The organism is Pseudomonas triticicola, assembly GCF_019145375.1.
In the GTDB taxonomy this organism is placed as follows: domain Bacteria; phylum Pseudomonadota; class Gammaproteobacteria; order Pseudomonadales; family Pseudomonadaceae; genus Aquipseudomonas; species Aquipseudomonas triticicola.
In genome coordinates this window covers 2,371,608-2,396,271 of sequence record NZ_JAHSTX010000001.1, presented here as the reverse complement: position 1 = coordinate 2,396,271, position 24,664 = coordinate 2,371,608, and the positions used below count along the sequence as shown (strand labels likewise).

22 protein-coding genes, 4 tRNA genes and 2 pseudogenes are annotated in these 24,664 nt (G+C 58.5%); 21 read left to right on the top strand and 7 right to left on the bottom strand.

What is annotated here, in order from left to right; all coding sequences use genetic code 11:
* Positions 1–54 precede the first annotated feature (54 nt).
* From truA to KVG85_RS10685, 16 genes are all read left to right on the top strand, one after another.
* A complete protein-coding gene (gene truA / locus KVG85_RS10760; RefSeq protein ID WP_047600206.1) occupies positions 55–879 on the top strand; it encodes a tRNA pseudouridine(38-40) synthase TruA in 825 nt (274 codons plus the stop codon).
* A 64-nt stretch (positions 880–943) separates the two neighbouring features.
* The gene (locus KVG85_RS10755) at positions 944–1,576 is read left to right on the top strand and encodes a phosphoribosylanthranilate isomerase (RefSeq protein ID WP_217863836.1); all 633 of its coding nucleotides are present in this window, start codon (positions 944–946) and stop codon (positions 1,574–1,576) included.
* Positions 1,577–1,775: 199 nt separating this feature from the next.
* Positions 1,776–2,696 (top strand): acetyl-CoA carboxylase, carboxyltransferase subunit beta, encoded by a 921-nt coding sequence (gene accD / locus KVG85_RS10750; protein WP_016773939.1) that lies wholly within the window; start codon positions 1,776–1,778, stop codon positions 2,694–2,696.
* The gene (gene folC / locus KVG85_RS10745; RefSeq protein WP_217863835.1) at positions 2,693–4,000 is read left to right on the top strand and encodes a bifunctional tetrahydrofolate synthase/dihydrofolate synthase; all 1,308 of its coding nucleotides are present in this window, start codon (positions 2,693–2,695) and stop codon (positions 3,998–4,000) included. The genes accD and folC overlap by 4 nt, the downstream gene beginning before the upstream one ends.
* The gene (locus KVG85_RS10740) at positions 3,984–4,643 is read left to right on the top strand and encodes an SPOR domain-containing protein (RefSeq protein WP_217863834.1); all 660 of its coding nucleotides are present in this window, start codon (positions 3,984–3,986) and stop codon (positions 4,641–4,643) included. The genes folC and KVG85_RS10740 overlap by 17 nt, the downstream gene beginning before the upstream one ends.
* Positions 4,644–4,741: 98 nt before the next feature.
* Positions 4,742–5,302, top strand: a complete 561-nt coding sequence (locus KVG85_RS10735) for a CvpA family protein (RefSeq protein WP_016773942.1) — start codon at positions 4,742–4,744, stop codon at positions 5,300–5,302.
* Positions 5,303–5,343: 41 nt separating this feature from the next.
* Positions 5,344–6,849 (top strand): amidophosphoribosyltransferase, encoded by a 1,506-nt coding sequence (purF, locus tag KVG85_RS10730; protein WP_016773943.1) that lies wholly within the window; start codon positions 5,344–5,346, stop codon positions 6,847–6,849.
* Positions 6,850–6,920: 71 nt separating this feature from the next.
* On the top strand, positions 6,921–8,132 hold the full coding sequence (locus tag KVG85_RS10725) for an O-succinylhomoserine sulfhydrylase (RefSeq protein ID WP_217863832.1): 1,212 nt from the start codon (positions 6,921–6,923) through the stop codon (positions 8,130–8,132).
* On the top strand, positions 8,129–8,905 hold the full coding sequence (locus KVG85_RS10720; protein WP_217863830.1) for an SDR family oxidoreductase: 777 nt from the start codon (positions 8,129–8,131) through the stop codon (positions 8,903–8,905). The genes KVG85_RS10725 and KVG85_RS10720 overlap by 4 nt, the downstream gene beginning before the upstream one ends.
* 166 nt (positions 8,906–9,071) lie before the next feature.
* Positions 9,072–9,147 (top strand) — tRNA-Val (locus tag KVG85_RS10715).
* Positions 9,148–9,202: 55 nt separating this feature from the next.
* Positions 9,203–9,279, top strand: a tRNA-Asp gene (locus KVG85_RS10710).
* Positions 9,280–9,372: 93 nt separating this feature from the next.
* Positions 9,373–9,449: transfer RNA gene (locus KVG85_RS10705), tRNA-Asp, on the top strand.
* A 489-nt stretch (positions 9,450–9,938) separates the two neighbouring features.
* On the top strand, positions 9,939–12,770 hold the full coding sequence (locus KVG85_RS10700; RefSeq protein WP_217863829.1) for a xanthine dehydrogenase family protein molybdopterin-binding subunit: 2,832 nt from the start codon (positions 9,939–9,941) through the stop codon (positions 12,768–12,770).
* A complete protein-coding gene (locus KVG85_RS10695) occupies positions 12,763–13,302 on the top strand; it encodes a (2Fe-2S)-binding protein (protein ID WP_217863828.1) in 540 nt (179 codons plus the stop codon). The genes KVG85_RS10700 and KVG85_RS10695 overlap by 8 nt, the downstream gene beginning before the upstream one ends.
* Positions 13,303–13,304: 2 nt before the next feature.
* Positions 13,305–14,540 carry a c-type cytochrome gene (locus tag KVG85_RS10690; RefSeq protein ID WP_217863827.1) on the top strand — a complete coding sequence of 412 codons (1,236 nt, stop codon included), beginning with the start codon at positions 13,305–13,307 and terminating at the stop codon, positions 14,538–14,540.
* 1 nt (position 14,541) lies between these two features.
* Positions 14,542–15,513, top strand: a complete 972-nt coding sequence (locus KVG85_RS10685) for an XdhC family protein (RefSeq protein WP_217863826.1) — start codon at positions 14,542–14,544, stop codon at positions 15,511–15,513.
* A 129-nt stretch (positions 15,514–15,642) separates the two neighbouring features.
* On the opposite strand, the gene KVG85_RS10680 is transcribed toward KVG85_RS10685, so the two are convergent.
* Positions 15,643–16,926, bottom strand: coding sequence for an NAD(P)/FAD-dependent oxidoreductase (locus KVG85_RS10680; RefSeq protein WP_217863825.1), 1,284 nt, complete (start codon positions 16,924–16,926; stop codon positions 15,643–15,645).
* Between the two features lie 183 nt (positions 16,927–17,109).
* Here KVG85_RS10680 and KVG85_RS10675 point away from each other — a divergent pair.
* Positions 17,110–17,186, top strand: a tRNA-Val gene (locus tag KVG85_RS10675).
* Positions 17,187–17,283: 97 nt separating this feature from the next.
* Here the strand turns inward: KVG85_RS10675 and KVG85_RS10670 are convergent.
* The 3 genes from KVG85_RS10670 to KVG85_RS10660 all read right to left on the bottom strand — a co-directional run bounded on the left by KVG85_RS10670 (position 17,284) and on the right by KVG85_RS10660 (position 19,789).
* Entirely contained in the window at positions 17,284–17,556 is a 273-nt protein-coding gene (locus KVG85_RS10670; protein ID WP_225926792.1) for a tyrosine-type recombinase/integrase, read from the bottom strand.
* A 502-nt stretch (positions 17,557–18,058) separates the two neighbouring features.
* The gene (locus KVG85_RS10665) at positions 18,059–18,310 is read right to left on the bottom strand and encodes a hypothetical protein (protein WP_217863824.1); all 252 of its coding nucleotides are present in this window, start codon (positions 18,308–18,310) and stop codon (positions 18,059–18,061) included.
* Between the two features lie 408 nt (positions 18,311–18,718).
* Positions 18,719–19,789, bottom strand: coding sequence for an acyltransferase family protein (locus KVG85_RS10660; RefSeq protein WP_217863823.1), 1,071 nt, complete (start codon positions 19,787–19,789; stop codon positions 18,719–18,721).
* A 137-nt stretch (positions 19,790–19,926) separates the two neighbouring features.
* Here KVG85_RS10660 and KVG85_RS10655 point away from each other — a divergent pair.
* The 3 genes and pseudogenes from KVG85_RS10655 (at position 19,927) to KVG85_RS10645 (ending at position 22,423) form a co-directional block, all read left to right on the top strand.
* Positions 19,927–20,348: pseudogene (locus tag KVG85_RS10655) on the top strand (cell wall hydrolase).
* A gap of 29 nt (positions 20,349–20,377) precedes the next feature.
* Positions 20,378–20,845: pseudogene (locus KVG85_RS10650) on the top strand (lysis system i-spanin subunit Rz).
* Positions 20,846–21,967: 1,122 nt separating this feature from the next.
* Positions 21,968–22,423, top strand: coding sequence for a DUF2214 family protein (locus KVG85_RS10645; protein ID WP_217863822.1), 456 nt, complete (start codon positions 21,968–21,970; stop codon positions 22,421–22,423).
* Between the two features lie 219 nt (positions 22,424–22,642).
* Here KVG85_RS10645 and csrA read toward each other — a convergent pair whose 3' ends face one another.
* Positions 22,643–22,837, bottom strand: a complete 195-nt coding sequence (csrA, locus tag KVG85_RS10640; RefSeq protein ID WP_003179932.1) for a carbon storage regulator CsrA — start codon at positions 22,835–22,837, stop codon at positions 22,643–22,645.
* Between the two features lie 250 nt (positions 22,838–23,087).
* Between csrA and KVG85_RS10635 the strand changes: the two genes are divergently transcribed.
* On the top strand, positions 23,088–23,456 hold the full coding sequence (locus KVG85_RS10635) for an SPOR domain-containing protein (RefSeq protein WP_217863821.1): 369 nt from the start codon (positions 23,088–23,090) through the stop codon (positions 23,454–23,456).
* An 85-nt stretch (positions 23,457–23,541) separates the two neighbouring features.
* On the opposite strand, the gene KVG85_RS10630 is transcribed toward KVG85_RS10635, so the two are convergent.
* On the bottom strand, positions 23,542–24,231 hold the full coding sequence (locus tag KVG85_RS10630; protein WP_217863820.1) for an endonuclease: 690 nt from the start codon (positions 24,229–24,231) through the stop codon (positions 23,542–23,544).
* A gap of 4 nt (positions 24,232–24,235) precedes the next feature.
* Positions 24,236–24,505 (bottom strand): DUF1654 domain-containing protein, encoded by a 270-nt coding sequence (locus KVG85_RS10625; protein ID WP_217863818.1) that lies wholly within the window; start codon positions 24,503–24,505, stop codon positions 24,236–24,238.
* Positions 24,506–24,664: the final 159 nt, after the last annotated feature.

The following is a 24,664-nucleotide window of genomic DNA, read 5'->3' as shown; positions in this document are numbered from 1 at the left end:
GCAAAATCAGCAGGCTGTCCCACCTTGGCAAACATAGATAACCCGGTCGCCGAAATGGCGCCCGATGGCTTTTACCGCGTCGCGCTGGGCGTTGAGTACAAAGGCTCGCGCTACAGCGGCTGGCAGCGTCAGTTGACCGGTGTGGCGACGGTGCAGGAAGAGCTTGAAAAAGCCCTGTCGAAAGTCGCCAATTCACCGGTTTCCCTGCAATGCGCCGGGCGTACCGACGCCGGCGTGCATGCCTGCGGCCAAGTGGTGCACTTCGACACTCAAGTTGATCGCTCGCTGAAAGCCTGGGTCATGGGCGCCAACATCAATCTGCCCCACGACATCAGTGTCAGTTGGGCCAGGGTCATGCCGGCGCACTTTCATGCGCGCTTCAAGGCCATTGCCCGGCGTTATCGCTATGTGATCTACAACGATCAGATCCGCCCGGCGCACCTCAATGAAGAAATCACCTGGAATCACCGCCCGCTCGACGTCGAGCGCATGGCCGAGGCCGCGCAGTACCTGATCGGTACCCACGACTTCAGCGCGTTCCGGGCTGGTCAGTGCCAGGCCAAGTCACCGATCAAGAAGATGCATCACCTGCGCGTGACGCGTCACGGCAAGATGATCGTGCTCGACATTCGTGCCAATGCCTTCCTGCATCACATGGTGCGCAATATTGCCGGTGTGCTGATGACCATCGGTGCCGGGGAGCGCCCGGTGGAGTGGATGAAAGAAGTGCTGGAGAGTCGCGAGCGCCGCTCCGGCGGGGTGACGGCGCATCCATATGGGCTCTATCTGGTGCAGGTCGAGTACCACGACGAATTCCCGTTACCCGAGCGCTTTATCGGGCCACATTTCCTTACGGGTTTCTCCGAACTTGACGGCTGACGCCCTCGGACGCTTTTGTTACCATCCGGGACGTTTTCGGATTTTGCCTTGAGGTTTTCCTGACATGTCAGCTGTTCGCAGCAAGATCTGCGGCATTACCCGCATCGAAGATGCGCTGGCCGCCGTCGAAGCCGGCGCCGATGCGATTGGTCTGGTGTTTTACGCCAAGAGCCCGCGTGCAGTGAATGTGCAGCAGGCGCGGGCGATCATCAAGGCGTTGCCGCCGTTCGTCACTACCGTGGGGCTGTTCGTCAATGCCAGTCGGTGCGAGCTGGGAGAAATCCTCGATGCGGTGCCGCTGGATCTGCTGCAGTTCCATGGCGACGAAAGCGCGCAGGAATGCGAAGGCTGGCATCGTCCGTACATCAAGGCGCTGCGAGTCAAGGCGGGTGATGACATAGCCGCTGCCTGCGATGCCTTCCCCGGCGCCAGTGGCGTACTGCTGGATACTTATGTCGAAGGGGTGCCCGGCGGAACCGGCGAGGCGTTTGACTGGTCACTGATTCCGCAACGCTTGAGCAAACCGCTGATTCTGGCCGGTGGCCTGACGCCGGAGAACGTTGCCGACGCGGTAGCGCGGGTCAAGCCCTACGCGGTGGATGTCAGCGGCGGGGTAGAAGCGAGCAAAGGCATCAAGGATCACCACAAGATTCGCGCATTCATCAACGCGGTGCGCGGCAATACATCGTCGATGTGACGGCTGGCAGTCTGCCGCCGTCCATCAATGCACTTGCACAAAGCAGGCGCGGCTGAGGGTTGCTGAATCGTACGCAGGTCATGTTTCGCGCTGACCGCGACTGTTCGGCAACCATCGCCACACACATGAATTTAGCTCAAGGGCATACACGGGGCTGCGAACCAGAGCGTTCGGGCCGCCGGTACTGGAGAAAGAAAGCATGAGCAACTGGTTAGTAGACAAACTGATCCCTTCGATCATGCGCTCGGAGGTCAAGAAGAGCTCGGTGCCTGAAGGTCTGTGGCACAAATGCCCATCCTGCGAGGCGGTGTTGTACCGTCCGGAGCTGGAAAAGACCCTGGACGTTTGCCCCAAGTGCAACCACCACATGCGTATCGGCGCACGTGCGCGCATCGACATCTTCCTCGATCCGGAAGGCCGCAACGAACTGGGCGCTGACCTGGAGCCGGTTGACCGTCTGAAATTCCGCGACGGCAAAAAGTACAAGGATCGCCTGGTCGCTGCGCAGAAGCAGACCGGCGAAAAAGACGCGCTGATCTCGGTCAGCGGTACCTTATTGGGCATGCCTGTAGTGGTTTCGGCATTCGAATTCAACTTCATGGGCGGTTCCATGGGCGCCATCGTCGGTGAGCGCTTCGTTCGCGCTGCCAACTACGCACTGGAAAACCGCTGCCCGATGATCTGCTTCGCCGCTTCCGGTGGCGCGCGCATGCAGGAAGCGCTGATCTCGCTGATGCAGATGGCCAAGACCTCGGCCGTGCTGGCGCGTCTGCGTGAAGAAGGCATTCCGTTCATTTCCGTACTGACCGACCCGGTTTATGGCGGTGTTTCCGCCAGTCTGGCGATGCTCGGTGACGTCATCGTTGGCGAACCGAAGGCCCTGATCGGCTTCGCCGGTCCGCGTGTGATCGAGCAGACCGTGCGCGAAAAACTGCCGGAAGGCTTCCAGCGCAGCGAGTTCCTGCTGGAACACGGCGCCATCGACATGATCATCCACCGTCAGGAGCTGCGCCCGCGTCTGGGTAACCTGCTGGCACAGATGACCGGCAAGCCGACGCCGAAGTTCGTCGCCGCGCCGATCGAGCCGATCGTGGTTCCGCCGGTGCCTGCCAACGTATGACCCAGCGCACCCTTGGTGAATGGCTCGCCTACCTCGAGCAGTTGCATCCGTCGGCCATCGACATGGGCCTGGAACGTTCGCAACAGGTAGCGTCCCGCATGGGGCTGGGCCAGCCGGCGCCTCGGGTGATCACGGTCACCGGCACCAACGGCAAGGGTTCGACCTGCGCGTTCGTGGCTTCTTTGCTGCGTGCGCAGGGCCTGAGCGTTGGCGTCTACAATTCTCCGCACCTGCTGCGTTATAACGAGCGGGTGCAGCTCAATGGCGTCGAAGCCACTGACGCCCAGCTGTGCGAAGCCTTTGCTGCGGTCGAGGCGGGCCGCGGCGAGACTTCCCTGACTTATTTCGAAATGGGCACCCTGGCGGCGTTCTGGCTGTTTCAGCAGTCTGCACTTGACGCTGTAGTGCTTGAAGTGGGGCTGGGCGGGCGTCTGGACACGGTCAATGTGGTCGATGCCGATATTGCGCTGGTCACCAGCATCGGCGTCGATCACGCCGATTATCTGGGCGATACCCGCGAATCCGTAGCCTACGAGAAGGCTGGAATTTTCCGCCAGGGCAAGCCTGCTCTGTGTGGCGACCTGAATCCTCCGCAACCACTGCTCGACAAGGCGCACGAACTGGCTTGCCCGTTCTTCCTGCGTGGACGCGATTTCGATCTCGGCATCACTGACCAACACTGGCAATGGCGCGGCACCGATGTCCAAGGCCAATCCGTCGAATTGCGCGACCTGCCGCTGCTCGATCTGCCGATGGAAAACGCCGCGCTGGCGCTGCAAGCCTATCTGCTGACAGGTTTGCCGTGGAATGCCGAACAGATAGTCCCTGCATTGCTGGCGACGCGCGTGGTCGGACGCCTCGATCGTCGTTCGTTCGAATGGAACGGCAATCGCCTGAACCTGTTGCTGGATGTCGGTCACAACCCGCATGCCGCTGAATATCTCGCGCGACGGCTGGCTGCGCGGCCGCCGGTTGGCAAGCGTCTGGCGGTGTTCGGGTTGCTGGCGGACAAGGATCTGGATGGTGTTGTTGGCGAATTGAATGCTAGTGTCGCGCATTGGGCTGTCGCGCCGCTGGATTCGCCGCGCGCGCGTCCGGTGGCTGAGCTTGAGGCAGCGCTGGAGAACCTTGGCGCTTCGGTTACGTCCTATGCCAGCGTTGCGGCCGCTCTGGAAGGGCAGTGCGCGATTGCGACCAGCGACGACGAGATTCTGTTGTTCGGATCATTTTATTGTGTCGCCGAGGCCCTTGAATGGCTGGCCCGGCGCTCCACGGAGGAAGCGGCAAATGGCTTTGCTGGATAAAGCGTACAAGCAGCGCATGGTCGGCGCTTTGGTGCTGGTGGCGCTGGCGGTGATCTTCCTGCCGATGCTGTTTTCCCGTCAGGACGAGCAGCGTCAGGTGACCGTCGAGGCCCCGGCTGCGCCTCAGCCTTCGGCCATGCCGCAAGTGCAAATGGACCCGGTCGCCGTGCCTGAGCCCCAGGCTTTGCCGCAAGAGCCGGTGCCAACGGACGAAGAGGTCGCTGAAGAAGTGCCTGCTGCTCCGGCTGCTGCTCCGGCTGCGCCAGCACCGACCATCCCTGCGCAGATAGCCCGCCCGGCAACGCCGCCACCGGTGGCCAAGCCGATTCCGCCGCCGGCTCAGCCAATCACCTCGGCAACCAGCAAGCCTGACACTACGCAGAGCCGCGTCGATGCCAACGGTCTGTCGGTGAGCTGGTCAGTGCAACTTGCCAGCCTGTCGAGCCGCGCCAGCGCCGAGAGCCTGCAGAAGAACCTGCGCAGCCAGGGTTATAACGCCTACATTCGTTCGGCCGATGGCAAGAATCGGGTGTTCGTCGGTCCGCTGATCGAGCGTGCTGAAGCCGATCGCCTGCGTGATCTGCTGAGCCGTCAGCAGAACCTCAAGGGCTTCGTTGTCCGTTTTCAGCCTGAACGTGGCTGAAATCTATCACCTCGATTGAAAAGCACTGACAATCGCAGCTTACCGACAGCCATGCGCTCTGCTAAAATGCGCCGCCTTATCCGTCTGTAGGCTGCACTGTGCCATTTACCTGGGTTGACTGGGCGATCGTTGCAATCATCGCCATCTCCGCATTGATCAGTCTTAGCCGCGGCTTCGTAAAGGAAGCGTTATCGCTGCTGACCTGGATCATCGCAGGAGCGGTTGCCTGGATGTTTGGTGGCTCACTGTCCGAGTACCTCGCCGGATACATCGAAACCCCATCGGCTCGCGTGATCGCGGGCTGTGCCATCATGTTTGTCGCCACACTGATCGTGGGCGCAATGATCAATTATCTTATCGGCGAGTTGGTTCGCGTCACCGGGTTGTCCGGGACCGATCGATTCCTCGGCATGGCCTTCGGCGCAGCGCGTGGCGTGTTGCTGGTGGTCGTGGCGGTAGGGCTGTTGAGCCTGGGGCCGGTACAGCAGGACGGGTGGTGGAAAGAATCACAGCTCGTGCCCAAGTTTCTATTGGTCGCCGACTGGTCCAAAAACCTGATACTCGGGTGGAGCAGTCAGTGGCTTGCCAGCGGAATCAGCGTACCCGCTGAGATTCCGTTCAAGGAGCAGCTCTTGCCGACGGCGAAAACGCCTCAGTGAGTGCTGTTCAGTTCAGATCCATTAAGTAGGGGTTGCGTCGCATGTGTGGCATCGTCGGTATCGTCGGTAAGTCGAACGTCAATCAGGCGCTGTATGACGCGCTAACCGTGCTCCAGCACCGCGGCCAGGACGCTGCCGGTATCGTGACCAGCCATGATGGCCGGTTGTTCCTGCGCAAGGATAATGGCCTGGTGCGTGACGTGTTCCAGCAGCGTCACATGCAGCGTCTGGTCGGCCACATGGGTATCGGCCACGTCCGTTACCCGACTGCCGGCAGCTCGACGTCGGCCGAAGCCCAGCCGTTCTACGTCAACTCGCCGTACGGCATCACCCTGGCGCACAACGGTAACCTGACCAACGTTGAACAGTTGGCCAAAGAGATCTACGAATCCGATCTGCGTCACGTCAACACCAGTTCCGACTCGGAAGTGCTGCTCAACGTGTTCGCCCACGAGCTGGCCCAGCGTGGCAAGCTGCAGCCGACCGAAGAAGACGTGTTCGCCGCCGTGACCGACGTGCATAACCGTTGCGTCGGTGGCTACGCCGTTGTGGCGATGGTTACCGGTTACGGCATCGTCGGTTTCCGCGACCCGCACGGTATCCGCCCGATCGTGTTTGGCCAGCGTCACACCGACGAAGGCGTCGAGTACATGATTGCTTCGGAAAGCGTTTCCCTGGATGTGCTCGGTTTCACCCTGATCCGCGACCTCGCGCCAGGCGAAGCGGTGTACATCACCGAAGATGGCAAGCTGCACACCCGTCAGTGCGCAACCAACCCGTCGCTGACCCCGTGCATCTTCGAACACGTCTACCTGGCGCGTCCGGATTCGATCATCGACGGCGTGTCGGTGTACAAGGCACGTCTACGCATGGGCGAGAAGCTTGCCGAGAAGATCCTTCGCGAGCGTCCTGAGCACGACATCGACGTGGTCATCCCGATTCCGGACACCAGCCGTACTGCCGCGCTGGAGCTGGCCAATCACTTGGGTGTGAAATTCCGCGAAGGCTTCGTCAAGAACCGCTACATCGGCCGCACCTTCATCATGCCGGGTCAGGCTGCACGCAAGAAGTCGGTACGCCAGAAGCTCAACGCCATCGAGCTGGAATTCCGCGGCAAGAACGTCATGCTGGTCGACGACTCGATCGTGCGCGGCACCACTTGCAAGCAGATCATCCAGATGGCCCGCGAAGCCGGCGCGAAAAACGTCTACTTCTGCTCGGCGGCACCTGCGGTGCGCTTCCCGAACGTCTACGGTATCGACATGCCGAGCGCTCACGAACTGATCGCGCACAACCGTTCGACCCAGGACGTGGCCGACCTGATCGGTGCAGACTGGCTGATCTATCAGGACCTGCCTGACTTGATCGAAGCGGTCGGCGGCGGCAAGATCAAGATCGAACACTTCGATTGCGCAGTGTTCGACGGCAAGTACGTGACCGGTGACGTCGACGAGGCTTACCTGAACAAGATCGAACAGGCGCGCAACGATGCCTCGAAGGTCAAGACCCAGGCAGTCAGTGCGATCATCGATCTGTACAACAACTGAGTTTCCACCGGCCCTGAGGGGCCGGTTTTGTATCTGATATTTATTGTTCGAGAACAGCAAGGAGAGACAGCATGAGTCAGGAATGGGATGCCGGTCGGCTGGACAGCGACCTCGAAGGCGTAGCGTTCGATACCCTGGCCGTCCGTGCCGGTCAGCACCGCACGCCGGAAGGCGAACACGGTGATCCGATGTTCTTCACTTCCAGCTACGTGTTCCGCACCGCTGCCGATGCGGCGGCGCGGTTTGCCGGCGAAGTGCCGGGCAACGTCTATTCGCGTTACACCAACCCGACCGTGCGCGCATTCGAAGAGCGCATCGCCGCGCTGGAAGGCGCCGAGCAGGCCGTCGCCACGGCCACCGGCATGGCCGCGATCATGGCGGTGGTGATGAGCCTGTGCAGTGCTGGCGATCATGTGCTGGTGTCGCGCAGCGTGTTCGGCTCGACCATCAGCCTCTTCGAGAAGTACTTCAAACGCTTCGGCGTCGAAGTCGATTACGTCCCGCTGGCCGATCTGTCAGCCTGGGACGCGGCGATCAAGTCCAACACCAAACTGCTCTTTGTCGAGTCGCCGTCCAATCCGTTGGCCGAACTGGTGGATATCGCCGCGCTGGCAGAAATCGCGCATGCCAAAGGCGCGCAGCTGGTGGTCGACAACTGCTTCTGCACCCCGGCGTTGCAGCAGCCGCTGAAGCTCGGCGCGGACATTGTCGTGCACTCGGCGACCAAGTTCATCGACGGTCAGGGTCGCTGCATGGGCGGCGTTGTCGCCGGTCGCGGTGAACAGATGAAAGAAGTGGTGGGTTTCCTGCGGACCGCCGGCCCGACCCTCAGCCCGTTCAACGCGTGGATCTTCCTCAAAGGCCTCGAGACCCTCAACCTGCGCATGAAAGCGCATTGCGCCAACGCTCAGGCGCTGGCCGAATGGCTGGAGCAGCAGGACGGCATCGAGAAGGTCCATTACGCCGGTCTGAAAAGCCATCCGCAGCACGAGTTGGCTCAGCGCCAGCAGAAGGGCTTCGGTGCGGTGGTGAGCTTCGAGGTCAAGGGCGGCAAAGAAGGCGCCTGGCGCTTTATCGATGCCACGCGGTTGATTTCGATCACCGCCAACCTTGGCGACAGTAAAACCACGATCACCCATCCAAGCACCACCTCCCACGGCCGTCTGGCGCCACAGGAGCGTGAAGCGGCGGGGATTCGCGACAGCCTGATCCGCGTCGCGGTCGGGCTGGAAGATATGGCTGATCTGCAGGCAGACCTGGCGCGCGGTCTGGCGGCATTGTGATCGAGTTGTCCACACCGGCGACCAATACCCATGGCCGCGTGGCGCTGGTCACTGGCGCTGCGCGCGGTATCGGCCTTGGAATTGCCGCCTGGCTGATCAGCGAAGGCTGGCAAGTGGTGCTGACCGATCTCGATCGGGCGCGTGGTTCGAAAGTGGCGAAGGTGCTCGGCGAGAATGCCTGGTTCATCTCCATGGACGTCGCCGAGGAAAATCAGGTCGCGCTGGGCGTGGCCGAGGTGTTGGGGCAGTTTGGTCGCCTTGATGCGCTGGTCTGCAACGCGGCGGTGGCCGATCCGCACAACATCACCCTCGAAAGCCTCGATCTGGCGTATTGGAATCGGGTGCTGGCGGTGAATCTGAGCGGGCCGATGTTACTGGCCAAGCACTGTGCGCCGTATCTGCGTGCGCACAACGGTTCGATCGTCAATCTGGCCTCGACCCGCGCGCGACAGTCGGAGGCGGACTCCGAGGCGTATGCGGCGAGCAAGGGCGGGCTGTTGGCGCTGACCCATGCGCTGGCAATCAGCCTTGGACCGGAAATCCGCGTGAACGCAGTCAGTCCGGGCTGGATTGATGCCCGTGATCCCTCTGTGCGTCGCGCCGAACCTTTGGCCGATGCCGATCATGCTCAGCATCCGGCGGGCAGGGTAGGGACCGTCGAAGACGTCGCGGCGATGGTGGCGTGGCTGCTGTCGAGGAATGCCGGGTTTGTCACGGGCCAGGAATTCGTCGTCGACGGCGGCATGACCAAGAAAATGATCTACACGGAATAACAAGCGAAGCCGCGTCCTGTGGGAGCGAGCCTGCTCGCGAATGCGATCCATCGGTCGATGGCTTCCTCAGGAATGAAGCAATTTCGTCTTTTTCAGAAAAACTCCAATCCTGCTATTGACTTAGCTTCGCCACCTGCGTAAATTTCGCGGCCTCGGAGATGCAAACGGGTGATTAGCTCAGCTGGGAGAGCGTCTGCCTTACAAGCAGAATGTCGGCGGTTCGATCCCGTCATCACCCACCACTCCCGAGAAGCTTGCGCAAGCAAGAGAGTAGGCTGAAAGTGCCTGCACCGACGCGCAGCGGTAGTTCAGTCGGTTAGAATACCGGCCTGTCACGCCGGGGGTCGCGGGTTCGAGTCCCGTCCGCTGCGCCATATTTTACGAGTCAGATTCATCTGGTTCGCGATTGCCAGGCACCGAAGCCGGCAATCAAAAAGAGTTACTTGAGCGCAAGCTCAAAGCGATACGCAGCGGTAGTTCAGTCGGTTAGAATACCGGCCTGTCACGCCGGGGGTCGCGGGTTCGAGTCCCGTCCGCTGCGCCATATCTGTTTCAAGGATCGCTGAACGCCTTGAAGCGCCGAAACCAGCCATCGGCTGAATCGGATCGATAGCAAAGACCCTGGTCGAAAGACCGGGGTTTTTTGTGTCTGAAATTTGGTTATTCCTATTCCTCGCTCCTGAAGCCAATGCAAATTCCTGTGGGAGCGAGCCTGCTCGCGAAAGCGTCTGCACATTCAAAATCTGTATTGCCTGAAAATCGCTTTCGCGAGGAGGCTCAATCCACCATAGGCACGCTCTATCGTCTCGGCGGATCGGATGCGGTGCCACGTCGCATTGATTTTTTTGATTATTTAGTCAGGTTTTTGTAACTGGTTGTTTGCTGCGGGCGCAGAAACCTTTAAAGTTAACCTTTCGGTCAGCTTTGCACTGTCAACACAGCTCTTTGCTTCGCCAGAAAGAGCTTCTGCACGACTCGAGATCCCCAGTAGATAACCACAAGGGCGGACCTATAACCGCCCAGAGGATGATCCATGTCCAACCGTGAAATATCCCGGCGCTCGTTCCTCCAGGGCGGGCTGGTGGCGGGTGTGAGCGTTACGCTTACGCCGCTCAGCAGTCAGGCGCTGGCTGCCTTGATGGAAAACAGCGTCACCGTGCCGTCCGAGAAATGGCTCGGCAATAACGGCAAGGCGCGTCAACGCAACGATGCGCTTTCCAAGGTCTGTGGCAGCAAGGTCTTCGCCCGCGACATCCGCGCCAAGGACATGCCCGGCTGGCCTGAGCAACAGGGCCACGCGATGCTGCTGAAAACCATCAAGGCTGACCGCATCTACGCCGGCTACGATCTGTCGTGGCTCGGCGCTGATCTGCAGCCGGACCGCATCGTTACCGCTGCCGATCTGGACAAAGACGGTATCGTCTTCCCCGAAGAGCACGCGCCTGATCCGTTGCTGCCGGAAGGCAAAGTGCCGATGTTCATCGGTCACCCGGTAGCGATCCTGATCTGGAACGACTTCGAGCGTTTCCGTCAGGCCAAGAATCAACTCAAATTCAATGACAAAGCGATTCGTTACGGCGCCAAAGTGCCGTTCTATGAAGGTGATCCCTACGGCAGCTTCCGCTACGTGCGCGTTGGCGGCGCAACCTCGGCGGACGAAGACGAGTTCGCCAGCCTCAAGGATTCGATCCTGTTCCCGATGCTGAAGAACCGCCGTCCAGTGTGGAATGCATCGCCGAACCTGCATGGCAACCTCACCGAGCGCGGCCTGTTCTACGCCGATCGCATGAAGCAGGAAATCGACACGCCGCCGGATAACTGGCTGGTGTTCGACGAGCGCTATAAAACCCCGTCGATCGAACCGGCCGCCCTCGAGCCGGACAACGGCAACGGCTGGTACGACCCGAAAACCAAAACCCTGCATTTCGTCGTGGCGACGCAATGCCCGCTGGAAGTCGCGACCGAGACCGCGAAGATGATCGGGCCGTCGCGTTTCGGCCTGGCCAACTTGAACATGCACCCGGGCTATACCGTCGGCTATGGCTCCAAAGACCACAACATTTTTGTCTACTACGCAGCCCTGGCTGCGCTGTACGGCGCCGGTGTGCCGGTGCGTCTGGCCAACGACCGCTACGAGCAGTTCCAGAGCGGCATCAAGCGTCACCCGTTCGACATCCGCTACCAGTTGGCCGTGGACAAAAATGACTACACCTTCAAGATTTTCCGCGCGGAAATGAGCGTCGACGGCGGCGGTCGGGTCAACTACAGCCCATCGGTGGCGGCGGTTGGCGCCACGGCTGCGCAGTCGATCTACTACATGCCGCAGAACGATCTGCAGGTCACCGCGTATCACTCGCGCGCGGTCGAGGCGGGTTCGATGCGCGGTTACGGCACTCTGCAAAGCATGGCGGCCACCGAAATGATGGTCGACGAGATCGCCGGTCGCCTGGGTGTCGACGCCATCGATTTGCGCCGCAGGAATGCCCTGCGCTCCGGCATGAAAAACACCCAGGGTGCAATCCCCGCCGGTGCGTTGCGCCTGCACGAAATTCTTGACAAGGCTTCGGTGCACGAGGTCTGGAAAAATCGCGACGCGATCAAGCAGCAACGTGAAGCGGCAGACCCGGATAACTGGTACGGCGTCGGTTTCGCCATCTGCCAGAAAGACTTCGGCACTGGCTCCGAAGCGCCGATGGCCAGCATCGCATTCACTGCTGACGGGCGCATCACCCTACGCCACATCGGTATCGAAATCGGTACCGGCATGTCCACCTCGCAAGCCTTGGTCGTCGCCGATTTCCTCGGCAGCCCCGCGCATGAGGTGAAGACCGGCGAAACCGAATGGCAGGAAATGCAGCTGATCACCAGCGGCAACCCCTACATCATGAGCCAGGCCGAGCAGGACAATCTGCTGCGCAACCCGCGCTGGGTCGGCAAGCTGGCGTCGGCGTCTTCGGCGACCAACTCCGCCTATTACTTCAGCCATGCGACCCGTGAAGCGGCGCGTGTGCTGTTCAATCATGGTTTGTGGCCGGCGGCGCTGGAGATCTGGCGTCAGGGGCCGTACGGCGGCCAGGCCAACCCTTACGTGGTGCGCCGCGAAGATGCGCATTGGGTCGATGGCAAGCTGACCGCCAACGGCATGCAGCCGCTGAGTTTCGAAGAGCTGGCCAAGCGCGCCCACGAACGCGGGCTGGTGACGGGCGCTACGGTGCACGGTTTCAACCGTTGGAGCTGGGCCGAAGCTGAATACAGCATCGACGGCGTGCGCGAGCGCTTGCCGCTCGACGGTCTGGCGGTGAAATACGGCGATGGCGCACCACAAGCAAAGAAAGCACAGATGAACAGTGCTGGCTTCCACCTGCTCGATCGGCAGAACGTCAACTACCCGGTAGTGCAGTTGAACAACGCTGCCGTGACCTATTACAGCCCGGTCGCCACGTTGGTCGAGCTGAAGGTCAACAAAGGCTCGGCGGAGGTTCAGGTGCTCAACCACCATTCTTGGATCGAGTGCGGGCGCGTGCTGGTTGAAGAGTTGGTCAAGGGCCAGCTCGAAGGCGGTATCGCCATGGGTATTGGTCATGCGCTGATGGAAGAGATGCCGTTGTACGAAGGCGGGCCGGGGGAGGGTGACTGGAACTTCAACCGTTACCGTCTGCCGATGGCCCGTCACGTAGCGGTGTGGAAGCAGACTGCGGAGATCCTGCCGCCGCTGTCGCCGAGCGATCCGTCCAAGGGCATCGCCGAAGTGGTGATGATCCCGATTGTCGGTGCCATCGGTAACGCCGTGGCGCATGCCATCGGCAAACGTGTTCGCGACCTGCCCATCACTGCTGCGCGCATCAAGGAGGCCCTCAATGGCTAACCGTCCGCTTCAACTGACCCTCAATGGTCAATCCGTCGGCCCGGTGGACATCCCTGATGACCTGCCGATGATCGACTACCTGCACGAATACAAAAACCTCACCGGCTCGCGGCTGGGTTGCGGTCAGGGGATCTGCCACGCCTGTGTGGTGATCGTCGATAACCCCGACGGCACCAGCGAAGAAGTGCGCACCTGCATCACCGGTGCGCATTACTTCGAGGGCAAGAAAGTCCGCACCATCGAAGGTCACGCCACTCGCGATGAGCAAGGCCAGGTCATCGAGCTGAACCCGATCCAGCAGCGCTTCGTCGACGAGTTTGCCTTCCAGTGCAGCTACTGCGCGCCAGGCTTCGTCAACGCTGCCACCGTGCTGGTGGAGAAGCTGCAGCGTCAGCCAACCGTACACAGCAAGCTGGAACAGGTGATCGAGGACAGCCTCGGTCATCACGTCTGCCGCTGCACCGGGTACGTGCGTTATTACAACGCCACGCGCAACGTGCTGACCGATCTCGGCCTGGTCAAGGAGGGTTGAGCATGAAGCATTTACTGACCCGCCTGACTTTTGCGGTCGGCCTGGCTGCGCCGCTTTTGGCGGTCCACGCCGACGATCAGATCAAGCGCGGCGAATACCTCGCCCGCGCCGCTGACTGCATGGCTTGCCACACCGCACCGGGTGGCGCGCCCTATGCCGGCGGCCTGCCCATCGTCTCGCCATTCGGCACGATCTACGGCACCAACATCACCCCGAGCAAAGAGCACGGCATCGGTCTGTATAGCGATGACGAGTTCTTCGCTGCGCTGACCGAAGGCAAGCGGCGCGACGGTGCGAATCTGTATCCGGCGATGCCGTACACCTCGTATCACCTGATGCCGCGCGCCGATTCCGATGCGATTCACGCGTATCTGAAAACCATCGAGCCGATCGAGCGCGGCGCACCGGTGACCAGCCTGAGCTTTCCGTTCAATGTGCGTCTGGGCCTGACCGGCTGGAACATGCTCTACGGCAAAGATGTCAAGCTGGAACCGGTCGAGGGCAAAAGTGAAGCGTGGAAGCGCGGCCAGTATATGGTCGACGTCCTTGGTCATTGCGGCGAATGCCATACGCCACGCGGCCTGCCCGGCGCGATGCAAATGGACAAGCGCATGACCGGCGGCATCCTCAACGGTTATCTGGCGCCGAGCCTGCTGGCCACCGACCTGGCCGCGCGCGGCTGGAATCAGCAGGATCTGAGCACGTTTCTCAAGCACGGAATGAGCGCGCAAGGGACGATGTTCAACGAGATGTTCCCGGTGTTTCACAACAGCACTCAAGGTCTGAGCGATGCTGATCTGGCGGCAATGGCGACGTTCCTCCTTGGCGAGCAACCGCCGCCAGCCAAAGAGCTCGTCGAGGTGCCGCTCGACAAGCTCAGCGCGAGTGCTCAGCGCGGCCGTCAGGAATATCTGAACGTCTGCGCCGGTTGTCACGCGGTTGGCGGTGAAGGCAAACCGCACATTGCAGTGGCCATGCGTGGCAACACGACGTTGCGTCTGGAAGATCCGCGCAACCTGTTGCGAGTGATCGAGGATGGCATCGGCGAACAGAAGTTCTCCGGGTTCGAACACATGCAGCCGATGCCGGGGTTTGCTGAAAAGCTCAGTCCTGAGCAATTGACCGATCTGCTCAACTACCTGCGTCAGGGTTGGGGCGGGCAGGGCGCTGAACTGGCGGTGAGCGAAGTGCAGAAGCTGCAAGCCGACGCGCCGAGCGTCGAGCACAAGGCCCACTGATATGCAGCATCTCGATCTGCAAGTGGTGCGTCGGGCGCTGGAATGGTCGGTGGCCGGGCAGCGAATCTGGCTGTGCACGGTGCTGACCACTTACGGCTCGGCACCGCGCGCGCCGGGTTCGCTGCTCGCGGTGAACGAAGGCGGGGAGTGGATCGGTTCGCTGTCGGGCGGTTGCGTTGAGGAGGATTTTCTTCAGCGCGTTGCCGAAGGTGCGTTTCTCGAAGCAGTAAGCGTCGTGCGTTACGGCGAAGGCGATGATCCGCGCTCGCGGGTCAGCCTGCCTTGTGGCGGGATTCTCGATGTGCTGGTTGAGAAGCTTGACGCCGACTGCGCGGTGCAGGCGCATCTGCGTGAACTGGAATCGGCGCTGCTGGGGCAGCGTCGTCTGCTTCGCGAAGTCGATCTGGCCAGCGGTACGCGCGCTCTGTTTGCTGATCGCGAGCAGGGCGCGCGGATCGAGCGTGAATTTGATCGGGTGCGCATTCGTGTCGGTGCAGCACAGCGTTTGTTGCTCGCCGGTTACTCCAGTGTGGCGCAGGCCTGTGCCGAGTTCGCGGTGGGGCTTGGCTTCGAAGTGATTCTCTGCGACCCGCGCGATGAAGTGCTTGAAGGTGTGGTGCTCAATGGCGTGGAGATCCGTCGGCAGTTGCCTTCGGTGTTCATTGCCGACGGTGGTTGTCATCGCGACACGGCGGTGGTGGCGCTGACCCATGATCCGCGCATCGACGATCTGGCGATGATGGAAGCGGTGCGCACCGAGGCGTTTTACATCGGTGTGATGGGATCGCTGCAGACGTCGCAAAAACGCTTCGAGCGCTTACGCCGCATTGGTGGCTTGAGTGAGGCAGAGCTGGCGCGGATTCATGCGCCAATCGGCCTCAACCTTGGTAGCAAGACCCCTGCGGAAATTGCCTTGGCGGTGTTGGCGGATATCCTGCGGATTCGCAGCGGGATCGCTCGGGATCAGCTCTGATCCCAAGCCTTGCTGAATCTACTGTGGCGAGGGGATTTATCCCCGTTGGACTGTGCAGCAGTCCCCTCCTGCTCAAGAGGGGGCGCTATGCACCCCCAACGGGGAAAAATCCCCTCGCCACAATGGTGTTTATAGTCCGTACTTATCGCGCAGCCCGTAATACCAGGCGCCCAGCGCGGCAAACGGTGTGCGCAGCAATTGCCCGCCGGGGAAGGGATAGTGCGGCAGGTCGGCAAAGGCATCGAAGCGCTCGGCCTGACCGCGCAACGCTTCGGCGAGGACCTTGCCCGCCAAGTGCGTGTAGGTGACGCCGTGACCGCTGCAGCCCTGCGAGTAATAGATGTTGTCGCCCAGGCGCCCGACCTGCGGTAAGCGCGAAAGGGTCAATAGGAAGTTGCCGGTCCAGGCGTAATCGATCTTCACATCCTTGAGTTGCGGGAAGGCCTTGAGCATCTTCGGGCGGATGATCGCTTCGATGTTCGCCGGATCGCGAGCGCCGTAAACCACGCCTCCGCCGAAGATCAAGCGCTTGTCGGCGGTCAGGCGATAGTAGTCGAGCAGATAGTTGCAGTCCTCTACGCAGTAGTCCTGCGGCAATAGCGCATTCGCCAACTCATCGCCCAGTGGCTCGGTGGTGATCACCTGGGTACCGCAAGGCATCGATTTGGCCGCCAGTTCCGGTACCAGATTACCGAGGTAGGCGTTGCCGGCGACGATGATGAACCTGGCCCTGACCTTGCCTTGCGGCGTATGTACGACAGGGCTGGCGCCGCGCTCAATGCGCACGGCGGGAGATTGCTCATAGATGGTGCCGCCGAGAGACTCGACTGCCGCCGCTTCACCGAGCGCCAGATTCAGCGGATGGATGTGGCCGCCGCTCATATCGAGCATGCCACCGACGTACTGATCGCAACCCACCACTTCGCGAATGCGGCGTTGATCCATCAATTCCAGCTGGGTGTGGCCGAAGCGTTCCCACAGGCGTTTCTGTGATTCCAGGTGATCCATTTGTTTGGCGGAAAGGGCAGCGAATACACCGCCGTCTTTCAGGTCGCACTGGATGTTGTATCTGGCCACCCGCTCACGAATGATCCGCCCGCCCTCAAAGGCCATTTCACCGAGCAGTTGCGCCTGCTTGGGGCCGACGGTGCGTTCGATGACATCAATGTCACGGCTATAGCTATTGACGATCTGCCCACCGTTTCGGCCCGAAGCGCCAAACCCGACTTTCGCCGCTTCCAGCACGGTTACGCGAAAACCGTTCTCCAGAAGGAACAGGGCGGACGACAGCCCGGTATACCCGGCGCCGATCACACAGACGTCCGTCTCCACATCATCCTGCAGCACAGGACGTGGTGGCACGGCATTGGCCGACGCAGCGTAATAAGACTCTGGGTATTGGGTGTTCGCCATCCTGCCGCCTCTGTTTAATATATTTTACGAGTGCGTCGATCCTACCCGAGTTGAAAAACCTCCGCCAGCCACCGAGAAATCTTCGTCGCTGAGCCGAAATTAAATATTTTGCATATTCATAGGGTTAGGTGAAAAAAAGGTGTTGACACCCCTCCGGAATTCCGTAGAATGCCGCCTCACAGCAGGCACGTAGCTCAGTTGGTTAGAGCACCACCTTGACATGGTGGGGGTCGTTGGTTCGAGTCCAATCGCGCCTACCAAACAAAATCCGCTCTGCTGGGCGGTCTAGAGGGGTCACCGGAAACGGTGACCCCTTTTTGCTGTTTGCGATTTGCAAAACTTTTGCAAAACCCCACCTCAGAACGCCAGTTCGGCGCTCACCTCAACGTAGTCTATCGTCTTGTCGCCGTGTCCCTCCTGATAGTGCTTCGTCATCTTCTCGTCCGCGTGGCCTAGCAGCGCCTGGATGTATTCCTGTGGAAAGTTCTGCTGCTCGTACAGCCACGCACCTAAAGCGCGGATCTGGTGAAAAGTGGGGCGCTCACCGGCGGGAACATGGTCATAAGCGTGCGCCGCGTCGCGGGCCTTACTGAACTCCTTGGTAGATAGTCCGGCGTCACCGAGGTCCAGTGATCTTTCGCGTCGATCTGTTCACGGCGCCGCGCCTTCGGTTTGTAGTGGATCAGGTAGGGCGACACCAACGGCGATCGCAGGCACTCGCCGACGACTTCACGCAGCGCGGCGCCCATGGTGATCTTCAGGTGAACCGGGCGCGGCAACTTGACCATGATATGGGCCAGAATTCTTGCCATTGTGATGCTCCATGCCGCGCGTGGCGACAGAAGGTGGTGATGGGGTGTGGTTATCTATCTTCTCCGCAACACGCTCATCGGCGACCCGGATAACCGGCTCCAGGTGATCGGCGTGCCACCGGTCGCCCAGAAGCACGCCGCATTAGGCGCAGTGCGCGCCGTATTTCAGCCGCACTTGCTCGCGCTCAGCTTTCTTCAGGCGCATAGGTATCCTTGCCGCTATAGCGGCTGACTTGAAGAGGGGAATGGGGGATTGCTTAAACGATGCTGCGGCGGGCGCGGGAGCTGACGCTCAGATTGTGCCCGCCAAATTTAGGCGATCAGGTAGAGGGGGCGAGGAGTACGCGGCCGGTGCCCTTGCAAGACGTGCAGGAATCGGATCGCGAATAGCTCTCCGTTATTTTTCCGCGCCCCTTGCACAGCTTGCAATAGATGGATTTTTGCGTGCCGCCGTTTCCAGGCAAGAGCATCGCCGTCTCGTCGGCAAGAGCCCATGCTCCCGTTTCCTGCAAAAGGCCCACGATACTTTCCAGTAACCCTACGGGCACTCCGTCGATCTTATTGTTTGTCATTTACGAGTCCTTTCCACCTTGGCTGTTGAGCTGAGCAAGGCGTGGTTAAATGGTTTGGCACAATCGTGCAATATAGATGAAAGCGAAGCCTTGGACGATGGCGAATCTCCTACAAATAAATGGCCAGCGGGATGTCTTTGAAGGGGGATTTACTGGATCGCAGGAGCTTTGAGCGCTTTGTCGAACTCGGGATATTCAGGGCGCGCAGGCGGATAGGCCGGAGCTGTCATCTCCTGGTCAATGGCAGCGCGGAGGTTCTCGCTGTAGTTTTCCTGCAATCTCCATTGACCGCCGAGCCAGAACCCGCGCTTCGCTCTGCATTAAAATTTAATTACGCTCGATTATTGCTAGCTCACAAAATAGAAGGTCTGCTAGTAAATTTTTAAAAGCAGAGCGGGTATTGCAGGTTTATGAAGCTACACTTGTGTCTGGTCTCTTGGCTTGGCTACCAAATTTGTTCAGGGCATGATGCTTTGTAATGTGGTTTTTGATAGGTAGCACCGCGTAATAGGAAAAGACAAGCATTGCAGTTGTAAAGACTACAGCCGAGAAGCCATTGAAAATATTTAAGCTTAGGCCTATAGTTGTTGCGCTAGCTGACAAAATAGATTTGGTGATTGTTTCGGTTCCGCACAGAGTTAGTGTGTCTTTGCCCAACGTGTTAACCATTGGGATTCCAGAGATTGCATTGGCTATAAAAAAGTGGAATATGATGATTAGCACCACTATTCCGATGTTGAATAGGGTTCGGAATATAAGCGGCATTGGGATGTCTAGTGTTTTTAGTGGGTATCCAATTCCCTTTATAAAAACCACGGAGCATAGTGTCGATAGTAGGAGGAAAATAACGATTCCTATAGGGTTTGTTGAGGATATCGCCCAATTGGTCGTTTTTATTTTATCTATCGATAACCAACCCAAGCAATAGAATATTATGTAGTAAAGGGCGCTATCTATGTTGAGCCATAGAGCAGGCTGAGACATTGGGAAAAAATTAAATGAGTATAAGTTAACTGTAAGATAAGCTAATATTATTAGCGGTATAATGTATTTTTTTGGACTTAAACTTTGTAGGAGTCTGAATATTATTGATGTGATAAAAATGCATGGTAAAAACCAAAGTGCCGGTGCGTAAATAGTGTGGTTTCTAACCCCTAGCGCTGCATCGGTAAGATAGCCCATAAGGTTTGTGAATTCAGAGCTGTCCGGTGTTGATAAAATGTATACGCAAATTGAAATTGCGGAGTAAATGAAATAGGGAATCATTAGCTGTCTAAATTTGGCAGCGATAAAGGACGATATTGTTTTGTTTTTTCCTGAATCGGCGAAGCAGCCAGATATAAAAAAGAATAATGCAACGTGAAAGGTGAAGACGAATGTGAATATTTTTCCAGCTGGCGGTCCCATATGTCCTAGATAAATGTAAAATATTCCGACAAATTTTAAAGCATCTATCCACTCAATGCGTTCTTGTCGCATTTGTTATACCTATCAGAGTTTCGCTTTAGGATGATTGTATCCTGCTATTATCTGAATATACCGCCTTTGATACAATTCATTTCGACGCCCTAATCAGCCCGCCATCGAGCGGGTATTTTTTTGCCTGGAGAAAAGTGATGACTGCAACCGTAAAAGAACGCGACATCTTCGCCCGCACGCTATGGGGGGAGGCTCGCGGTGAAGGCACTGCCGGCCAGATCGCCGTGGCCTGGACGATCCGCAACCGCGTATTCGATGGAAAGGAAAAGTCATGGCGGGTGGAAGGCTACGCCGGCGGCTGCCAAAAGCCGTGGCAGTTCAGATGCTGGAACAAAACCGACCCGAACTATCAGTTCCTGATCGGCGTGAAGCAGATCCCGTCCGCGAGCTGGCGCAGTGCCGGGTCGCGGCCGACCAAGTGATCGACGGCAAGGTACCGGATCCCACCGGCGGCGCCACCCACTATTACGCCACCAGGATCAAGGCGCCGGCCTGGGCGGCGAAGGCAAAGCAGACGCTGAAGCTCGGTCACCACGTCTTCTTCAAGGATGTGCCGTGATGGTCGTTCCGTGAGGGCTTCTCGGGGCGCTGGTTCTCGCTGGGTTTGGCAGCGCCTGGCAGTTTCAGGACTGACGCTACGGCCGGCAGCTCGCCGAGCAGGCCAGGCTCAATGGCGAGACGCTGAATCAACTTGCCACAGCCGGCGCCGATGCGCAGAAGGCCGAGCAGGACAAGCGGCTGGCGCTCGAGCAGAAGCTGGCGGCCAGCGAGCAAAATCATTACAGGAAATTGAGTGATGCCCAACGTGACCAAGATCGCCTGCGTGATCGCCTTGCCACTGCTGATCTGCGGCTGTCAGTCCTCATCGACGCGGATTCAGCCAGTGGCTGTGACGTGCCAAAAGCCACCGGGGCCGGCGGCGTGGATCATGCAGCCGTACGCGCCAGACTTGACCCAGCGCATGCTCAACGAATTATCGCCATCACCGACACCGGCGACCGTGGACTGATCGCATTGCAGGCGTGCCAAGCGTACGTTCAGGAAATGTCCCGCTGATGAGGGAAGGAGGGAGCGAAAGGATTCTCGCCTTTCAGCTTTTTGATTTCTGCAGCCAGGTGTGAGATGTGCCTGTTTTTCGCCATCAGTTCCCAGTTGGTTTTGATCGTGATGTCGTTCGTTCGCCGGTCAGCCTCGGCCGCCGCAGTCCTGGCAGCTGTTAACTCAACCCGAGAGAATTCCTCTCCAGCGTGAACGCATCGTTGTCACGCACCAAGCCCTGAACATTTTCCAGTGCTCGCTCCAGCTTGAGGGTGAGCGCTTCGAATTCGTTCTCGTACATCCGCAGCTGGTGCCGACAGGTTCGAGCGGGGTCGGGTTGCCGAGCCAATCGTCGGTGTCTTGTATATAAAGGGGGGGCCTCGGGAATGCCTTACTGAGAACTGTTTGTATATACAGTAATTGAGGCGTGTAGGGTGAGCGAGGGTGAGGCGACGAACTGTAGGATTTTAGATTGGTCTTTTGTCGGCAGAACGCCGTGGAAGGGCAAAGCACTGTAGGAAAATACACCGCTAAGTTGTTGAATCTTGTAGCGGATAACGTTGATTTTTCACCCTGCTGATTTGAGCCTGTTCCTTTTCGCATCAATAGTTACGCGTGTTCCGTAGTCACCTTGACATGGTTTGGGTCGTTGGTTCGAGTCCAATCGCGCCTACCAAACAAAATCCGCTCCGCTGGGCGGTCTGGAAGGGCTCACCGAAAGGTGAGCCCTTTTTTGGTGTCTGCGATTTGCGCAACGCTTGTTCCCGATCATTTCCGCTTCGCTCTGATCAGCTTTCCATTCATTACCGTTTGCACAAAATGATCAAGCGCCATTTTGGTGCGCTCTTCTGCCATTTCGTTGTTTAAAACAGCTGAATATCCAAAGGCTTACAGCTGTTTTTCTCCAACCGGTTGTCGAAAAAGCCTTGTTGCATGTTGGGAATTTAAGTAACATCCGTTCCGCGTTCACCACCACGGTTTATGCATTTTTAAATCCCAAGCTTCCATCAGCTGCTTGGGATTTTTTTTGCCTGCGATTTAGCGTTTGGGCGTCTATCCCTCCATCACCTCCAAGCGAGGCGCCGTTTTTTCGTCTACTACTGAGTGGCCGATTTCCAGCTCTTATAAAGGAGTGCCTCGATGCTGAGTCAGTGGGTTCTTGCGGCTGTTCATCTCTTCGCGTTTGCCTTGGCTTTCTGGGCAGTGCTGACGCGTGGCAGAGCGTTCAGTCAACTCTTGGCGGGTACGGGAGAGGTCAAGCGTGTTCTGCTCGCGGATAACCTTTGGGGGCTGTCAGCTTTGACGCTGCTTGTCACCGGAGCGATGCGTGCGTTTGGTGGTTACGAGAAAGGCTCTGACTATTACCTGCATCAGCCGCTGTTTCATCTGAAGATGACGCTGTTCTTGCTGATACTACTGATGGAGCTTGCACCGATGATCACGCTGATCAAATGGCGCATCGCATCCTCGCGCGGTGCAGCGCTTGATAGCGGACGTGCGAAGCTGTACGCGCGAATCAGTCATGTTGAAGCGCTGCTGCTGATCCTGATGATGGTCGCGGCGACAGGCATGGCGCGTGGCGTGATATTCGCTTAGAAGGCGAAATTCTCCGTGCTCTATCGGAAACGTCCGACAGCCAGCTCCAGGAGTGAAAGGTAATATCGGCGCAAGAAAGGAGGGAGGGGCAAGTGAAAGGAGTCAGCATGCTTCAGGCGCCGTGCCCAGCGGGGTGAAATGCGGATGGCTAAACGGCGCGTGAATCTTTAGCCAGTCTTGCGCGACGGCAATAGGACTGGCTACGTAATGCAAAGTGGCTCAGGGCGTTTGTGGCTTGTCCGGAGCGGTCAGGCCGGCCTGGATGCGTTGGTAAATTTCTTCACGGTGCACTGCCACGTTTTTCGGAGCGTTGATACCGATGCGGACTTGTTGGCCGCTGACTCCGAGGATGGTGATCGTGATGTCATCACCAATGTTTATGCTTTCACCGACTTTGCGGGTGAGTATCAGCATGGTCTTCTCCTTGATTGCTTTGTAGGGCACCTGATTCAGACAGTGCAGAGGTCGGTGGTATCTATAGATTAGTGCGAAGTCTCACGGTTTGGGTGCCTCTTTCTGACGCGCAGAAGCGGCATTAATTCCCAGGGCGTAACTATACAGAGGCTGCAATCATCATTCTCGTTGTTTTGTGCCCATTTTGCGGGGCTCGCGAAGTATTTTTGAATGATAAGATCGCGGCTTTACGAATTCCGAGGAAAGCGTTGTGCGCAAATTGGTTTGGCTGGTAGCGGCACTGGCATTGGCAGGCTGCGGTGAAGGCAAGAATGTAGATGCGCCGAAGCCTGAGGCGAAGGTCGCGGCAGCGCCGGCGGCCGCCGCCGCGCCACAGTGGGATCTGGAAGTTCGGGGCGAAACTCCTCAGGCCGTCAGTGATCTGAGCGGCTGGTTGATCGAGCATGCTTTCGTTCCGACGGTCGTCAAGGACGGCAACGGTAAAACACGAATTCTGATCGGTCCGTTCCATTCCCAAGCTGACGCCGAGGCGCGAAAGGTGCAGGTCGATGCGGCGCTGGTAAAAGCCAAGAAACAAAATATCGAGTCGGTGGTGATTGAGCATCCGCTCACGCCATAAACGAAGCGTCTTGAGCGCAGGTTGAACGCCGGACATGAAAAAGGCCTCGAGCTTAACGCTCGAGGCCTTTCTGTTTGTGCTGCAATCAGCCGCAGGCTTCCAGGTTCACCGAGCCGACAAACTCGTTGCCGCGCCCCATCACGCATGCCACGCTCTGATTGCGCTGACGTTCCCAGTCCTGCACTGGATAGGTCTTGTCCCACGCTTCGTACAACTGCCGATCCTGCTTGGACAGACGCAGTCCGTATTGTTTGCTCATATAAAAATACGTGCGGGCGATCATGCCGCGAATCGAAGGGCGGGGCATGACCTTCTTGGCCTTGAAGTCGACCTGCGTCAGGCAGGAACCGTACTGGCCGGACTGCACCGGCAACCAGCCGTAGCTGAAGTTGCTGCGGTCACCGTTGACCTCTCCAATGCTCGGCACCAGATTGTGCAAATCAGCTTCGGCCTTTTGATACACCGGATCGTAACGCGTGCAATTTTTGCGTCCGCCTTGCTGCCAGCACTGCCGCTGATGTCCGATCTGCCACGCCGGCACGATGTGCTCCCACTCGATCCTCGATGCACGCTTGGCATTCTTGCGCGGCACATAGCCGCAAGCCTTCAGGTCAACCTTGTTTCCGGTGTACTTGCAGCCGCAGTAAAACTCGGTGGATTGCGGCGCATAAAGTTTCCACGCGGCTTTCTTGGCTTCGGAAAATGTACGTGGGGCGCCAGCCTGGGCACCCGTGGCGAAAAACAACAACAGCAAAGCAACACAGCGGACACTCATTGAATCAATCTTCCTTCGGCACAACCCAAAAAATCTGCACGCCACCGTCATCGCGATAAGCGAGGGTAACGTTGTCGTTCTCGTCGATTTCCTCGAGCAAGCGCTCCCAGTCGTCGATTGGCTCATCCGGCAAACGGAAAATCAGTGCGGCTTTGGCTTTTTGTGCGGTGGGGGAATTGATGATTTTCTGAACGCGCATACCCATGCGTTCGTAAGCGTCAGGAGCAGCAGGAGAGGTGGCCACGAGGTTATCCTTATTAAGCTGTACGTGCATACAGTATTTAACTGTAAGCCATTTCGCAACTGCTTAAAATTCAAGAAAATCCTCTGACAGCGGGTTTCCGGTTTTGGTGTAGGACTCGGCAAGTTTTTTGTGGGAAAAAAGCTTGAAGGGTGTCAGCGGCGCACCACCTGCCAAGCTGGCAGGTGGTGC